We start from the raw sequence: 13,211 nt of genomic DNA, 5'->3' as shown, positions 1-13,211 counted from the left end.
GCGGCCAGACGCGGTGATGACCGCCGGTCAGTCCCAGTCGAGGTAGTCCTCGATGGCCATCGCGGTGTCGAACGCGTGGGTCATCGGGAAGAGGTGCCCCGCATCGGCGAGCATCCTGATGCTGGCGCGATCGGTCGCGGTCTCGCGCAGCCGCTCGCCGTTCGCCGGCGGGGTGATGTCGTCCGCGGAGCCCTGGATCATGAGCACGGGCAGGCTCGGGGCGAGCGGCAGATCGGACTCCTCGACGCCGAGGAGCAGGATGCCGCCGGCACGACCGGCGTGGTTCAGTGCGAACGCACGGGCAACCGTGCCACCGACGCCGTGTCCGCCGATCCACGCACCGTCCAGGCCCACATGGGTCATGACGTCGGCGACGCCCTGTGCGAGCTCATCGAGCGACGCCTCCTCGGCGATATCCACACCGACGCGAAGCACCCGGAACCCCTCCTCGGAGAGGATGTCGGAGACCGTCCCGAGCGCGCCGCCCTCGAGTCCGCGCGACGGGATGAGCACGAGCGCCGGCCCGTCTCCCTCGTCGACGTAGGGGATGGCACGGCCCTCGGGCTCGAAGGTGCTGATCTCGGTCATCGTGGTCGGTCTCCCTGTCTCGTCGTCTGTCACGGTCGGGCGCGACATCCCACCCTAATCCGAGCGACTGCACACGTGCCCGACACGCGAGTAAGGCCAGCCTAATATGTCGCGACGGTGCGCGGTATCCGGTCCCGGCGCCGCGTGCGACGGCGGCCGCCCTCATTCCGAGAACGGCCGCCGCCCTCACGGCATCGGCGCAATGAATGCCCCCCGGGATCCACAGCACCGATGTCTGCACGCACACGCCGCGGCACCCCCGAGCACACCGTCCACGGAGCCGCGTTCCCGCAGCGCGTCGCGCCTGCGCGCCCTCCCCCCGGAACGCGCACCTCTCTGGCCCAGCCGGCGTCAGCCCTCGCGGATGGTCATCCGGGTGATCCGGTCACCGTCGACGTCGAAGACGAAATGAGACCGCCCGTTGGCGTGGCTGGACCGCCAGTCGCCCACGACCGTCACGGCGTCGCCGGCGACGGTGACCTCCTCGACGGTGAGCACACCATGAGCACCGATGAACTCTGCGTCGCTCCAGCGCGCGATCGCCTCGCGCCCGACGAAGATGCGACCCCAGTCGTCGACGACCCCGTCTGCGGTGAACGCATCGAGGAAGCCCTCCTCATCGTGCGCGTTCACGCGCTCGATGATCTCGGCGACGGGCTGCGGAACATCCTGCGCCATGAATTCCCCCTTCTCCCCCGTATCAGCGACGGTGTGCGTACCGCCGGGCGGCTTCCCCGCCCGGCATTCGCCCTCTCCGTGTCGCAACACGACGCGCACCGGATCCGGAGGACGCCCGGCCGGACAGCGTGAATACGCCCTCCGACATCGCCGCCGTACCGCTGATACACCACATCATATCGCTGCTACGCGCATACTCTAGCATCGTGACGGAACGGACGACCGGCGATACCCGAGAGCGACTGATCTCTGCCGTCGCCGACCTCGTGACCGCCGCACCCGGCCGGGACTTCTCGCTGCGCACGGTGTGCGCAGCGGTCGGCGTCGGCATGCCGACGCTGTACCACTTCTTCGGCTCGAAACAGGGACTCATCGACGCCGTGGCCGAGCGCGGGTTCGAGCTCTACCTCTTGCAGCGCGAGAATGCCGAACGGTCTGGCGACCCGATCCAGGACATCCGCGCCGGGTGGGATGATCACACCCGCTTCGGTTTGACCCATCCCGGTCTCTACACCCTGATGTACGGCCAGGTCCATCCCGGGTGCCCGTCTGCGGCCCAGGCGCGTCCGCGTGCATCCCTTCTGGCCCTCACCACCCGGGCGGCAGAGCAGCACCGCCTCGTCGTGTCGCCGGAGCAGGCCGCGGCGCACGTGCTGGCGACGAATGTCGGCGTGACGCTGAGCCAGATCATCCGCGGCACAGCGAATCCAGCGCTCTCGCTCGCGGTGCGCGAGGCGACGATCTCCGCGATCACCGGCGCCGGGGCCGATCGCGACGACCCCCTCGCCGCGGCGATCGAGATCGCCGCGGCGATCGAGATCGCCGCGGCGAGACCGGAGGTGCTCGGTGGCACCGAGACGCAGCTGCTCATCGAGTGGCTCACCGTCCTCGCCGAGCAGAGCGCACCCTGAGCCCGGACAGCGCGCTCTCCGCTGGCACAGGTGCGCTGCACTCGGAGAAACCAGCCGCATTCCCCCACGGGAAGAGCGCATATGCGAGCGAAGCGCAGATGCCCGTCGGCCTGCGCGGCTACTCCGCGCGACGCAGCTGCGCGCCCACGAGCGCCAGGAGCACCCCGAGCCCGGCGGACAGGGCGCTGACCCCGAACGCCAGGACGGAGGTCATCAGCGCGGTGCGCAGTGAAGCCGCCGTCGCCAGGGTCGTGCTCTTCTTACGCAGATCACGTTCTTCGTCACTGTCCGGCGCGACGGTCTGCAGTGCCGCACTGATGTCGGAGAACGTGCGGCCACCGGCGCCGCGCTCGGCGTCGCGCTTGATCACGAAGGCCTGCACGGTGGCGGTCACCGGGTCTTGTACGCGCCGGCCGGCCAGCACAGGGGCCTTGCCGGGGACGGTGATCTTCTCGTCGCGCAGCTGGCCGGTCACCGCGCACCAGGCGCCGATCCCGGCCACCGCGAACAGCGAGCCCCCGGCGACCAGCAGTCCACCAGCGCGTCGGAGGGCAGAGGACGAGGTGGTCATGGCGGTTCCTTCCGCGTCAAAGAACGTTCCCTCGATCGTCGCACGTCCGCGCCGCTCCCGGAAGCGCACGACGACGTATGACGACCGGCGGAACATATCCTGAGAGCATGGAATCTCCTGAGAGCATGGAATCCTGGGAGCCGTCGCTCGTGCCGGAGCTGCTCGTCTCGGACATCGGGCGCAGCCTGGCGTTCTGGTGCGGGCCGTGCGGGTTCACCGTCGCCTACCGAAGGGAGGCGGAGGGCTTCGCCGCCATCACCCGGGGTCGTGCACACCTGATGCTCGAGCAGGAGGGCATCGGCCGGAACTGGATCACCGGCGCTCTCGATCGCCCGCTGGGCCGCGGCATCAACTTTCAGATCGGCGTGGCAGACCTCGCCCCGATCCTGGCGGCGCTCGAGGCAGCGCAGACGCCGCTCTTTCTCGCGCCGGAGACCCGATGGTACGCCGTCTCGGACGACGAGGAAGCGGGCGTGGAACAGTTCCTCGTGGCAGACCCGGATGGCTATCTCATCCGTTTCCAGGCTTCGGTCGGACGCCGCCCGCGAACCGCGGAAGCTCCGATATCGGCACACAGCGGGGAGAGCTCGCCGACGAGCGACGACACCTCGGACAGCGCCGTCGCGCGGGCGCGGGACGCCATCCATGCCGCATACGGCACCCCGGAGGACGAGTACGGCGCCACCCTGTTCGTGCAGCACCATCTCGAGCAACTCGACGCGGACTACTGGACGACCGCCTTCCAGGAACCCGCCCCCGCCCCGGCCCGCATCATCGAGGGTCTCCTCGTGACCAGGAACGCCTCCGGCACGACGGGGCGCACGATCGACTTCGCACTCCCCGGCGCGGTGAGCGACCTGGTGATCTGCGTGGTGATGGACCCGCAGGGAGACGTCGTCTCGATCTCGTCGGAGAGCTGATGCCGGAGAGTCCCGTCCCCCGGAGCGCGAGGGGTGCGTTGCACGCACGCCCGCCCGTAGGATCGCTGGGATGAGCTACGACTTCGGGATCTGGCGACGCAGTCCGTCCACCCAGACGGCGATGCTCGTCGACGTCTGGGACGCGATCAACGAGGGTCGGGGTCACCCCGCGATGGGAGACTTCGACGCCGGTTCCGTGTTCGCCGAGATCAGCGCCCGCTTCCCGAGCGCCGAGGTCGACCCGGACGGCGCCCTCGTCGGAACGGACGGCCGCGACGGGGAGACGGCGTGGATCATCGTCCATGCGCCGTATTCGGCTGCCGCGGAGTACACCCGCGTGCTCATGGAGATCGCGCTCGCGCACGGCCTCATGCTCTGGGATCCGCAGCGCGGGGCCGTGTGGGGCAACCGCCGCCCACGGAAGCGGCCGCCGGCTGCGGAGATCGGCTGATTCACCGCCGGTAGCGGGTGTACCCGGGCGTGCGCGCTGACGCGGAGAGACCGGCGTCGTGGAGCGCGCGTGCGAGCTCCGCCGGCGGGTCCGGCAGGTCGGCACGGTGATCGCGCAGCGGCCGGGCGATGCCGACCAGGAATGAGTGGCGCGCGCCGGACGCCTGCACGACGATGCGCGCGTACTCGGTGCCCGTGCACCAGATGAGGTCGTCGATCTCGCGCAGCGGGATTCGGAGCGCATCGGATCCGAGGGTGATCGTGAGGCCGCCGGGGTCGTAGGCGAGCGTCGCCGGCCGCGTGCGGGCGCGGAAGGGTGCCTTCACAGCGAGCAGGAGCGGCAGGCTCAGGAAGAGCGCTGCTGCGACGATGAGGATCCGGGCCTCCCCCGCGGAGTGGGGTGTGAGCAGGATCGCCAGCACGCTCACCAGCGCGCCGGCGCAGAGCGTCACGACGGCTATCGACGCTCCGAAGGCCCACAGCGGCGCACGAACCGCAGTGAAGGTGAGAGTGCCGCAACCGGCGTCCGCGGTCCACTCGGGCGCGGGACGAGGGAGGGTGCGCAAGCGCGTGAGAACCACGGTGTGCTCACTGCCCGATGGTGCTCGTCGGATGGTCGTCACCGAAGGCCCCCTGCTGGCCGCGCCCGGCCGGCACCGGATGCTCCGCCTCCTGCTCGGCGGCCGCGGCTTCGGTGACGGCGCCGGCCCGGATCGTGGCGACGATACAGACGCCCTCGTCGGCCCCGTACGCCAGCGACACCACCGGCTCCTGCGTCGTCTCACGCCACGAGGCGCTCAGAGGCATCAACGCGGAGCGGGAGAGGAGCGCGCGGTCCTGCGGATCTGGCAGCAGCAGCGCGACCTGCTCCTGCAGCCGTCGGAGACCGAGCTCCGCCGCAAGAGCCAGATCGCGCTCGACGGCGCTGAGCGCAGCAGCGAGCTGATCATCGTCCGGCGCCGTGTCGAAGACGACACCGGACGCGAACGTGCGGTCGTCGATCTCGACGACGCAACCGAAGACGTTCGCGACCATCCGCGTGAACTGCATGCGATCGAGCCTAGACCGGTCCCGGTGCATTCCCGCGGGCGTCACGGGTCCCTGCCCCCGTCCCGGCACCGGCTGCGCCGGGGCACCGAGATGGCCGTGCGCCGGCGGCGCCGATGTGGTTTCCTCTTGACATGGCCAAGTACGACGACGCGAGCTGGCACTACGGTGGCACCTACCCCGACGATCTCCCAGACGAGGCCGCAGCGACCCACATCGGGATGTTCGTCACCTGGTGCATGCTCAACGGCCTCGCCAGCGAGGAGGTGGCCGATGATCTGGGGGACGAGCTCGACGAACTCACCGCGCGCACGACCACACCGGGCGAGTTCCTCATCGACGAATTGGACGAGAAGTTCACCAGCGACGACCTCACCGACGACGGCAACGCCTTCGCCGCGGCCTATTACCAGGGCACGGACGACGACTCCCGCTACGTCGACGACTACCTCGCAGCCTTCGACACCACGACCACCGACCTTTACCGCGTTCCGGATACATGGGAGACCTTCGATCAGATCGCTCCACGCATCGCCGAGCGGTACCGTGCGTGGCGCACGGCGGGGCGGCCGCCGGTCATCGCGTAGCCGTACCCGGTGGACACCTTCGTGACACCGACGGAGAAGGCCTCCACGGGGTGACATCTGATGTCACCCCGTGGAGGCCTTCTCCTGGTCCGCCGTGCGGATCCTGTGCTATCCGCAGAACTCGGGGAGATTCTCGGGCGTCGTCTGCACCAGGATGGTCTGCACCTCGGTCTCGTAGAAGGAGAACACCAGGTAGCGGTCCTCACCCGACGCCGTGCCCGAAACGACGAAGCGCGCCGGATGATCGGCGGACTCGAGAACACCGTCCGGGAAGGCGGCCTGGACGTCTTCCAGGGAGGACCCGATGCCGATGCCCTCGGCCGTGCGGGGCGATCCGCTGCTGCGGACGTCGGATGGGACATCACCGCCGATGGCGACGAGACCGATCTCATCGGATCCGCCGCTCGTCATGATCCAGATCGTCGGGTTCGTCTCGGAGGAGAGGATGGAGGTCGACGGGTTCGGGCAGCTCTCCGCCGGCTTCACCGTGTACGGCGCCGAGACGCCGCTGAGCGCGTCCGTCAGCGAACCACCGATCTGGAAGTCGCCCACGCCATTCATGTCGATCGTCCACGTGGTGGGATCGGTTGACGACGACGAAGCGGGTGTTGTCTCCTCCGGCGAAGCGGATGCCGCGGGCGACGCCACGGGTGCCGCAGAGGCAGACGGCGTCGCCGTCGCCGTCGCTGTCGGCTCCGCCTGCTCCGGTGCGGACGAACACCCCGCCAAAGACGTCGCTGCGACGAGAAGACCGAGCAGAACGCCTGCTGAACGTGCCGAGATACCGCTCATTTCGAACCTCCAGATATGTTTCCGTGGTGGAGTTCCACCACATCGTTGTGCTGCATGACGCCGCTATTCCTTTCCCTTTTCGCCACGCCTTTCGCGCGCGATTTCGGCACGGATCCGGTTGCGATCGGATCTTCGAAGGACATCACTTCGGCTTTGACGAAACCCGCATCGACGTCGGTGTGAATGACACAGGCGGCGCGCCGGGACTGTCCGCACCCACCGGGGCGATGGCGTCTGCCTCGCGGATGTTGGCCAGGAACTGGTTGCCCAGGCCCTCCCCCTCGCTGGCACCCCGGACGATCCCGGCGATATCGACGAACGACACCGTCGCCGGCAGGATCCGCTCACTCCCGAAGACCTCGGCGAGCTGAGCGAGGCGGGGGTCGGGAAGATTCACCACACCGACGTTCGGCTCGATGGTCGCGAACGGATAGTTCGCCGCGAGCACGTCATTCTTGGTCAGCGCGTTGAAGAGAGCGGACTTGCCGACATTCGGCGAATCGACGATCGCGGGAGCGAGGTTCACAACACCCGAGTTTACCGGCGGCATGTTCTCTCCCTAAGACCGGCGCCCGATAATGTAGTTGTCCTGACAGTGAAGAAACAGGAACCCGTACCCGGGCCCCGATTCTGTTCGCCCTGCGCAGCCGTGGACCCCGACGGCGCCGAGAGGATCACAGCGTCCGCCCCGTTGCAAGTGAGAGACTCTGGGAAGGGCCGCTCGGATGATGCAGGGGAACGCCACCGCGTCACGCCAGAGATGACGGCGTGCGGCCGATTCGCCCGCCCATTCCAGCCAGCACGGCTGCGCACCATGACAAGCTGGGTTCCATGGGTGACGCCGTGTACGACTGGGAAGCCTCGGTCAAAGAGCTCTGGGACAGATTCGACTCCCTCGGCCGGGATGACGGTGTCGCGGCCATGCGGGAGCTGGCCGACGCTTGTCCGGCCACCGATGGCCGGGCGGCATTCGAGCTCGCCGGCATGTATGACTCGATGGGCTTCGAAGCGGAGGCCGGTGAACAGTATGAGCGCGCACTCGACATCGGACTAGACGAGGCCCGGCATGCACAGCTCGCGGTGCAATACGGATCGACGCTGCGCAATCTCGGCAGACTCGACGAAGCGATCGCCGTCCTGAGCGCCGCGCCGACGCATGAATCGACGGGCTCCGCCCCGCGTATCGTGCTCGCCCTGGCCCTGCACAGCGCTGGCCGCACGGACGAGGCGCTGCGCGTCGCCATCGAAGCGCAGTGCGACACACTGCCTCGCTATCAGCGTTCAATGCGCGCCTACGCCGCCGCGCTCACCGCCCCACCAGAAGCAGACACCCCGCAGACAGCGTGAAGCGAAGCTCCGCCGGGTCGGGGTTGCGAGAGGCATGATGCACGCCCCCAGGCGCGCCTGCGAAGATTGATGCCCTCTCGGGCCACCGCCGGCGACGCACCTCGTTACCCCCACCACGGGCAGGGAGATCTGCACGCGGTGGCGGCTCATCTCTGGCCCCAAATTATCTCGACATCAAGATACATTCATCAGCGGCACCACGACACGAGTTGCTCGGAGCAGACGTCGAGGCGGAAGCCATCACACGTCCAAGCGGAACTCCACCCCGTTACGGTACGGATAGGCGTCATCAACCAGCTCATGAGCATGCCTCGTCAACGCCGCGACAGCATCAGCAAGGTCCGCGACAGGTCGGCGGCCGTCAAGTTCGATCGTCGCCCCTCGACGCAGGAGCGGCTCGACCTCGCGCACGTATCGCCGCACTTCTGCCCGTTGCACTGATGTTTGTCCATACGGGTTGTTCGTTCGCGGCGCGATGCGTTCGATCAGCACATCGAGAGGTGCGCTGAGGAGCACGACGTGATCGAACCGGTCATAGAACATCCCTTGGTTCTCAACCGTCCCAGACACGACGATGTCGGGATGATCGGAAAGAAGCGCGTTCATGCGAGGTTCGTCCCACCCGCTTCCGGGCACCTCCCAACCGTCATAGTCCGTGTCCACGGCGAGATGGCCTCGGCGCCGCAACTCATTCAGCAATGTCGACTTCCCCGCGCCGGACATTCCCGTGACAAGGATTCGAGGCATGACTCAGACCTCGCCGCGGTGCGAACGGAGCGCCTCCGCGAGCGGCGGCAGATGAGTCTCCACAACGTCGCCCACAACCTCGATATCGACGCCAAAAAATGGTGCACGAGAATGTTCCGGAACTCGCGAATCTGCGGCCAGGCGATCTCTGGATGCGCATCCTTGATCTCCGCGGGGAGGCGGTTCGCCGCCTCACCGCTGATCTGGAGGTTGCGCTCGATCGCGTCCGCCGCCATCTCCTCGAGTTCAGGATCTTCGCCGAACGCACGGAAGTACCGCTGACACTTCTCCACCGGCTCGAGGATGTCCGCAATGCGCTTCTGCGGATCGCGGCGCTGAGCGAGATTGTCGTTGCTGCCGTGGGCGTTGCCGCGCGCGACCGCCCCGAAGAGACGCGGGTTCACCGCAGAATATCTCGCAAGGAGCTCTCGGAACTCACTCGCGCGCGCCTCAAGAAGCTCGCGGAGCACGAGCGTCTCAGAAGTCGCTACCGGGCCACACATGACGCCAAAATATTTGGCGTCACCCGCTTGGTGCGGGCGTCGGCTACACGTTGAAGCGGAACTCCACCGGACTGCGTCAGCGTTAGCGGTGCGCTGGTCACCAAGGCCGCCCTCGAAGGTCGATCTCCCCGTCGGGCCACTCCGGCGACGAGTGCAATGGAAAGACAAGAAGTGGCGGACCCGGCGGATCGGTGGACGGCACGCCCGCCCGGTTCAGTGACCGCTCGACGGCGGCCACGCGCTTCCACCCGCAGGACTCATAGAACGGCACGACTTCTTCACGGCATCCGAGGTAGCCGAATTCGATATCACCGGGGTCCCTCATCGACGCAACAGCCTCACGCATGAGCCGCTCGCCGAGCCGCAGACCACGAGCAGTATCGGCGACAAGAACGCCACCGACGCCAGCGATCACCACGTCCCGCTGTCCCACGCTGATACGGCGGCGCGCCCAGCCGATATGACCGACCGTCTCGTCGCCGCGGGAAGCGATCACGTGGACATCATACGGCGCATAGCCGTATGGCTGTTCGGGATTCCAGTCGCCGAACTCATCGAGATACTCCGCATCGAACAGCGCCCGTAGTCCAGAGAGATCGCCGCGGGTCAACTCATGATGCCGGACGACACGGATGGTCGAGTTCATCGGATCGACGCTACCTGCGTTTCGTCTCGCTTCGCTCGCTCAACGACCGGCGTCGGTCACACGTTAAATCGGAACTCCACCGGGTTGCGTCAGCGTTTGCGGTCTGGCTCGGCGGCACGGCGCGACATCTATCCGCGCCTGAGCAGCACGCCTTCGCCGCCGGTGAACTCGATGCGCGCGAATGTCGTCGCTCGCCGCACCACTTCGAATCCGAGACCCTTGTGAAGCTGGATGGACGCGAGGTTCTGCGCATTGACCGCACTGAACACCGGCTCCCCGACTGCAGAACGGTGAACCTTGTCGACCACGTCCTGTAACAGACGAGCCGCGATTCCTCGCCGGCGGTGTGCGGGAACAACGGCGAGCCCCGCAATCAGCCATTCCGGATCTCTGCCAGGCTCGATCACGAACAGCTGCGCACCGCTGTAGCCGACCAACGCACGATCGATCTCCGCGACCGACAGCACCGGCAGCCGCTCAATGAGCGTGTGAGCCTGCTCGCGATACGCGGCGATGTCACCGCCGCGAGTTGCCATCACGACGGACAGCGCTTCGATGTCGGCAGAAGTAGCCGGTCGCATGCTGAGTGAATCGCCAGCACGTTCGGCGCGCGCCGACGGCTCAAAGGCCACGAAATCAGTCACGCGACCTTCAGCGGAGTGATCGCCGCAATCTGCTCGGCGACCCGGTCCTCGGCCAGGTCCAACTCGTAGCGCGTCTGCAGATTGAGCCAGAACTGCGCCGAGACCCCGAAGTAGCGCTCGAGTCGAAGGGCCGTGTCGGCCGTGATCCCGCGCTTACCGTGCACGATCTCATTGATCCGCCGCGGCGGAACTCCGATTGCGACGGCGAGCTTGTTCTGCGTGATCTCGAACGCCTTGATGAAGTCCTCCATAAGAACCTCACCGGGGTGAATCGGAGGAATCTTCTCAGTGGTAGTCAACGATCTCCACCTCCTCTGGCCCAGCGTCGGTCCACACGAAGCAGATCCGCCATTGGTCATTGATCCTGATGCTGTGCTGACCGGCACGATCGCCTTTCAGCGCTTCGAGCCGGTTTCCCGGCGGGAGTCGAAGGTCATCCAACTTCTCGGCGGCCCCCACCTGACGCAGTTTTCGCAACGCTGTCGAGTGGATCCGAGGATCGATCGACGGCACGCGATCACGACGCCACAGACGTTCGGTGTCCTTGCTCCCGAACGACCTGATCACACGACGATCATATAACGCGATGCGTCAATAACGCTACACGTTAAATCTGAACTCCACCACGTCGCCGTCCTGCATGACGTAGTCCTTGCCCTCCATGCGCGCTTTGCCCTTCGCGCGGGCTTCGAGCACGGACCCGGTCGCGATGAGGTCGTCGAAGGAGATCACCTCGGCCTTGATGAAACCCTTCTCGAAGTCGGTGTGGATGACACCGGCGGCCTGCGGGGCCTTCCAGCCCTTGCCGATCGTCCACGCGCGGGCTTCCTTGGGGCCGGCGGTGAGGTAGGTCTGCAGCCCGAGGGTGTCGAAGCCGATGCGGGCGAGCTGATCAAGACCAGATTCGGTCTGCCCCGTCGAGGCGAGCAGCTCGGCGGCATCCTCCGGATCGAGATCGATGAGCTCCGACTCGATCTTCGCGTCCAGGAAGACCGCCTGCGCGGGGGCCACGAGAGCGGCGAGCTCCGCCTTGCGCGCGTCGTCGGTGAGCACGCCCTCATCGACGTTGAAGACGAACAGGAACGGCTTGGCGCTGAGAAGGCCGAGCTCCCGGATCGGGCCGATATCGAGTCCCGAGGTCGACAGCAGCACGCCGCGCTCCAGGGCGTCCTTCGCCGCGTTCGCCGCATCGAGCACGCTCGGGTCGAGCTTCTTCCCGCGCACCTCCTTCTCGTAGCGCGGGATGGCCTTCTCGAGAGTCTGCAGGTCGGCGAGCATGAGCTCCGCATTGATGGTCTCCATGTCGGAGGCCGGGTCGACCTTGCCCTCGACGTGCACGACGTCCCCGTCGGCGAAACCGCGAACCACCTGGGCGATGGCGTCTGCCTCGCGGATATTGGCGAGGAACTGGTTGCCCAGGCCCTCCCCCTCGCTGGCACCCCGGACGATCCCGGCGATATCGACGAACGACACCGTCGCCGGCAGGATCCGCTCACTCCCGAAGACCTCGGCGAGCTGAGCGAGGCGGGGGTCGGGAAGATTCACCACACCGACGTTCGGCTCGATGGTCGCGAACGGATAGTTCGCCGCGAGCACGTCATTCTTGGTCAGCGCGTTGAAGAGAGTGGACTTGCCGACATTCGGCAGGCCGACGATCCCGATAGTAAGAGCCACGGTCCACAAGTCTACCGGCGGCGTCTCCCGGGAGAGCGCCGGGGTGCTCCCGCGCCAGCCCGGCACGCGGCGGGCCGCCCGGATCCCGGGCTCACACCAATCGCGGACGCGCGGAGCCGTCCGGCAGGCATCTCAGGACAGCGGCCTCCTCCGCTCCGCTCAGCCCGGTCCGTCTTGGCCGGTCGATACCGCGCGCCACCTCGTCAGCGAGGACGTGATGCAGGGTCTGCGCGAGAGGGCGGGTTGTTCCGCCGCGCGCCCGGAACGACGCGTCGTCGCGCTGCACGATCCACTCGTCTGCTCTGGGCAGCCAGAGAGGCAGGGAACGCGGACCAGCCCAGGCGCGCACGTCGTGGGCCAGCAGTTCGTCGTCGGAGACCGCGACGGTGTCGCCGGAGAAGCCGGTCTCCTCCTGCGCCGCGCGGAGAACAGCGCCCAGATCCCGGATCGGACCGACCGCATCGACCTCTCCGGTCTGGCTCTCCCCCGCGGCCGACGCGATCCAATCCGCAAGGTCGGCGACATCGATGACCTGCGCGCACCGGCCGGTCGCGATCGGCGTCAGCACATCGCCGCCCCGGGCGAACCGCGCCGGCCAGTACCCGAAGCGATCGCTCGGGTCGCCGGGACCGACGATCAGCCCGGGACGAACGATGAGGAGACGCTCGCCGAGACGCGCGGCGGAGGAGCGTTCGGCCGCGGCCTTCTGGTCTGGGTAGCGGGACAGGTCGGCGGGCTCGATCGTCATCGCGGCGCCGGCGTCGTCCGGGCGCCCGTAGACCGAGATGCTCGAGACCAGCGTCCAATGCTCGGCCCGCTCAGCGAGGGCGTCCAATGCGGACGAGATCAGCCCAGGGTCGGTCGCGAGCTCGATGACCCCGTCCCAGTCCTGCGCGACGTCGAGATAGGCACGACGGTCTCGGCGATCAGCACGAATCAGGTGAGCGCCCTCCGGCGCTGCGCCCGATTCGCCGCGCGCGAGGCAGACCACCCGATGCCCGCGACGAAGCAGCGCGGCCACGACCTCGCGACCCAGCCAGCCCGTTCCTCCCAGCACCAGCACGTGTCCCATTGCCTCAGCATGGCGCACGACGCTCGGACCGGCC

The 13,211-nt window shown here is 67.5% G+C and carries 20 protein-coding genes and 1 pseudogene; 5 read left to right on the top strand and 16 right to left on the bottom strand.

Features of this window, described 5'->3' with window-relative positions; all coding sequences use genetic code 11:
* Positions 1 to 27: 27 nt before the first annotated feature.
* Together AC3RXY_RS09990 and AC3RXY_RS09985 are read right to left on the bottom strand one after the other, a co-directional pair.
* A complete protein-coding gene (locus tag AC3RXY_RS09990; protein WP_491510767.1) occupies positions 28 to 588 on the bottom strand; it encodes an alpha/beta fold hydrolase in 561 nt (186 codons plus the stop codon).
* Positions 589 to 939: 351 nt separating this feature from the next.
* A complete protein-coding gene (locus AC3RXY_RS09985; protein WP_491510766.1) occupies positions 940 to 1,266 on the bottom strand; it encodes a nuclear transport factor 2 family protein in 327 nt (108 codons plus the stop codon).
* Positions 1,267 to 1,472: 206 nt separating this feature from the next.
* On the opposite strand from AC3RXY_RS09985, the gene AC3RXY_RS09980 reads away from it, so the two are divergent.
* On the top strand, positions 1,473 to 2,177 hold the full coding sequence (locus tag AC3RXY_RS09980; RefSeq protein WP_491510765.1) for a TetR/AcrR family transcriptional regulator: 705 nt from the start codon (positions 1,473 to 1,475) through the stop codon (positions 2,175 to 2,177).
* A 118-nt stretch (positions 2,178 to 2,295) separates the two neighbouring features.
* Here the strand turns inward: AC3RXY_RS09980 and AC3RXY_RS09975 are convergent, their stop codons facing one another.
* The gene (locus tag AC3RXY_RS09975) at positions 2,296 to 2,748 is read right to left on the bottom strand and encodes an aromatic ring-opening dioxygenase LigA (protein ID WP_491510764.1); all 453 of its coding nucleotides are present in this window, start codon (positions 2,746 to 2,748) and stop codon (positions 2,296 to 2,298) included.
* 107 nt (positions 2,749 to 2,855) lie between these two features.
* Between AC3RXY_RS09975 and AC3RXY_RS09970 the strand changes: the two genes are divergently transcribed.
* Both AC3RXY_RS09970 and AC3RXY_RS09965 read left to right on the top strand, forming a co-directional pair.
* Positions 2,856 to 3,668, top strand: a complete 813-nt coding sequence (locus AC3RXY_RS09970; RefSeq protein WP_491510763.1) for a hypothetical protein — start codon at positions 2,856 to 2,858, stop codon at positions 3,666 to 3,668.
* A 70-nt stretch (positions 3,669 to 3,738) separates the two neighbouring features.
* Positions 3,739 to 4,119: a hypothetical protein gene (locus tag AC3RXY_RS09965; RefSeq protein ID WP_491510762.1), complete on the top strand. Its 381-nt coding sequence runs from the start codon at positions 3,739 to 3,741 to the stop codon at positions 4,117 to 4,119.
* 1 nt (position 4,120) lies between these two features.
* On the opposite strand, the gene AC3RXY_RS09960 is transcribed toward AC3RXY_RS09965, so the two are convergent.
* Complete coding sequence (locus AC3RXY_RS09960; protein WP_498224639.1) at positions 4,121 to 4,699, bottom strand: hypothetical protein; 579 nt, start codon at positions 4,697 to 4,699, stop codon at positions 4,121 to 4,123.
* A 7-nt stretch (positions 4,700 to 4,706) separates the two neighbouring features.
* Positions 4,707 to 5,168 (bottom strand): hypothetical protein, encoded by a 462-nt coding sequence (locus tag AC3RXY_RS09955; RefSeq protein WP_491510760.1) that lies wholly within the window; start codon positions 5,166 to 5,168, stop codon positions 4,707 to 4,709.
* Between the two features lie 131 nt (positions 5,169 to 5,299).
* Between AC3RXY_RS09955 and AC3RXY_RS09950 the strand changes: the two genes are divergently transcribed.
* A complete protein-coding gene (locus tag AC3RXY_RS09950; RefSeq protein ID WP_491510759.1) occupies positions 5,300 to 5,752 on the top strand; it encodes a DUF7832 domain-containing protein in 453 nt (150 codons plus the stop codon).
* A 108-nt stretch (positions 5,753 to 5,860) separates the two neighbouring features.
* Here the strand turns inward: AC3RXY_RS09950 and AC3RXY_RS09945 are convergent, their stop codons facing one another.
* From AC3RXY_RS09945 to AC3RXY_RS09935, 3 genes and pseudogenes are all read right to left on the bottom strand, one after another.
* Complete coding sequence (locus tag AC3RXY_RS09945) at positions 5,861 to 6,544, bottom strand: hypothetical protein (RefSeq protein ID WP_491510758.1); 684 nt, start codon at positions 6,542 to 6,544, stop codon at positions 5,861 to 5,863.
* Positions 6,541 to 6,690 (bottom strand): hypothetical protein, encoded by a 150-nt coding sequence (locus AC3RXY_RS09940; protein ID WP_491510757.1) that lies wholly within the window; start codon positions 6,688 to 6,690, stop codon positions 6,541 to 6,543. Before AC3RXY_RS09940 ends, AC3RXY_RS09945 begins: the two co-directional genes overlap by 4 nt.
* Before the next feature lie 71 nt (positions 6,691 to 6,761).
* Positions 6,762 to 7,094, bottom strand: a pseudogene (locus tag AC3RXY_RS09935) (GTPase); the annotation flags it as partial.
* 281 nt (positions 7,095 to 7,375) lie between these two features.
* Here AC3RXY_RS09935 and AC3RXY_RS09930 point away from each other — a divergent pair.
* Positions 7,376 to 7,891, top strand: a complete 516-nt coding sequence (locus AC3RXY_RS09930) for a tetratricopeptide repeat protein (RefSeq protein ID WP_491510756.1) — start codon at positions 7,376 to 7,378, stop codon at positions 7,889 to 7,891.
* Between the two features lie 240 nt (positions 7,892 to 8,131).
* Here AC3RXY_RS09930 and AC3RXY_RS09925 read toward each other — a convergent pair whose 3' ends face one another.
* The 8 genes from AC3RXY_RS09925 to AC3RXY_RS09890 form a co-directional block, all read right to left on the bottom strand.
* On the bottom strand, positions 8,132 to 8,638 hold the full coding sequence (locus AC3RXY_RS09925) for an AAA family ATPase (protein WP_491510755.1): 507 nt from the start codon (positions 8,636 to 8,638) through the stop codon (positions 8,132 to 8,134).
* Entirely contained in the window at positions 8,584 to 9,141 is a 558-nt protein-coding gene (locus AC3RXY_RS09920) for a HepT-like ribonuclease domain-containing protein (RefSeq protein ID WP_491510754.1), read from the bottom strand. The genes AC3RXY_RS09925 and AC3RXY_RS09920 overlap by 55 nt, the downstream gene beginning before the upstream one ends.
* 97 nt (positions 9,142 to 9,238) lie before the next feature.
* Complete coding sequence (locus tag AC3RXY_RS09915) at positions 9,239 to 9,787, bottom strand: GNAT family N-acetyltransferase (RefSeq protein WP_491510753.1); 549 nt, start codon at positions 9,785 to 9,787, stop codon at positions 9,239 to 9,241.
* 128 nt (positions 9,788 to 9,915) lie between these two features.
* Positions 9,916 to 10,431 carry a GNAT family N-acetyltransferase gene (locus AC3RXY_RS09910; RefSeq protein ID WP_491510752.1) on the bottom strand — a complete coding sequence of 172 codons (516 nt, stop codon included), beginning with the start codon at positions 10,429 to 10,431 and terminating at the stop codon, positions 9,916 to 9,918.
* Positions 10,428 to 10,730, bottom strand: coding sequence for a HigA family addiction module antitoxin (locus AC3RXY_RS09905; protein WP_491510751.1), 303 nt, complete (start codon positions 10,728 to 10,730; stop codon positions 10,428 to 10,430). Before AC3RXY_RS09905 ends, AC3RXY_RS09910 begins: the two co-directional genes overlap by 4 nt.
* Positions 10,717 to 10,998, bottom strand: coding sequence for a type II toxin-antitoxin system RelE/ParE family toxin (locus tag AC3RXY_RS09900; RefSeq protein ID WP_491510750.1), 282 nt, complete (start codon positions 10,996 to 10,998; stop codon positions 10,717 to 10,719). Before AC3RXY_RS09900 ends, AC3RXY_RS09905 begins: the two co-directional genes overlap by 14 nt.
* A gap of 33 nt (positions 10,999 to 11,031) precedes the next feature.
* Positions 11,032 to 12,105, bottom strand: coding sequence for a redox-regulated ATPase YchF (gene ychF / locus AC3RXY_RS09895; RefSeq protein WP_491510749.1), 1,074 nt, complete (start codon positions 12,103 to 12,105; stop codon positions 11,032 to 11,034).
* A gap of 91 nt (positions 12,106 to 12,196) precedes the next feature.
* Positions 12,197 to 13,177, bottom strand: a complete 981-nt coding sequence (locus tag AC3RXY_RS09890; protein WP_491510748.1) for an NAD-dependent epimerase/dehydratase family protein — start codon at positions 13,175 to 13,177, stop codon at positions 12,197 to 12,199.
* Positions 13,178 to 13,211: the final 34 nt, after the last annotated feature.

Source organism: Microbacterium longlingense, from assembly GCF_058349825.2.
The sequence above is the reverse complement of the archived record's forward strand: the minus strand, read 5'-3'. Positions and strand labels throughout refer to the sequence as shown.

Bases quoted from the DNA above. Each gene is read 5' to 3' on its own strand.
- AC3RXY_RS09975 (WP_491510764.1), bottom strand. From the start codon at position 2,748: ATGACCACCTCGTCCTCTGCCCTCCGACGCGCTGGTGGACTGCTGGTC.
- AC3RXY_RS09925 (WP_491510755.1), bottom strand. From the start codon at position 8,638: ATGCCTCGAATCCTTGTCACGGGAATGTCCGGCGCGGGGAAGTCGACA.
- AC3RXY_RS09955 (WP_491510760.1), bottom strand. From the start codon at position 5,168: ATGCAGTTCACGCGGATGGTCGCGAACGTCTTCGGTTGCGTCGTCGAG.
- AC3RXY_RS09890 (WP_491510748.1), bottom strand. From the start codon at position 13,177: ATGGGACACGTGCTGGTGCTGGGAGGAACGGGCTGGCTGGGTCGCGAG.
- AC3RXY_RS09915 (WP_491510753.1), bottom strand. From the start codon at position 9,787: ATGAACTCGACCATCCGTGTCGTCCGGCATCATGAGTTGACCCGCGGC.
- AC3RXY_RS09970 (WP_491510763.1), top strand. From the start codon at position 2,856: ATGGAATCTCCTGAGAGCATGGAATCCTGGGAGCCGTCGCTCGTGCCG.
- AC3RXY_RS09920 (WP_491510754.1), bottom strand. From the start codon at position 9,141: ATGTGTGGCCCGGTAGCGACTTCTGAGACGCTCGTGCTCCGCGAGCTT.
- AC3RXY_RS09985 (WP_491510766.1), bottom strand. From the start codon at position 1,266: ATGGCGCAGGATGTTCCGCAGCCCGTCGCCGAGATCATCGAGCGCGTG.
- AC3RXY_RS09965 (WP_491510762.1), top strand. From the start codon at position 3,739: ATGAGCTACGACTTCGGGATCTGGCGACGCAGTCCGTCCACCCAGACG.
- AC3RXY_RS09930 (WP_491510756.1), top strand. From the start codon at position 7,376: ATGGGTGACGCCGTGTACGACTGGGAAGCCTCGGTCAAAGAGCTCTGG.
- AC3RXY_RS09990 (WP_491510767.1), bottom strand. From the start codon at position 588: ATGACCGAGATCAGCACCTTCGAGCCCGAGGGCCGTGCCATCCCCTAC.
- AC3RXY_RS09950 (WP_491510759.1), top strand. From the start codon at position 5,300: ATGGCCAAGTACGACGACGCGAGCTGGCACTACGGTGGCACCTACCCC.
- AC3RXY_RS09945 (WP_491510758.1), bottom strand. From the start codon at position 6,544: ATGAGCGGTATCTCGGCACGTTCAGCAGGCGTTCTGCTCGGTCTTCTC.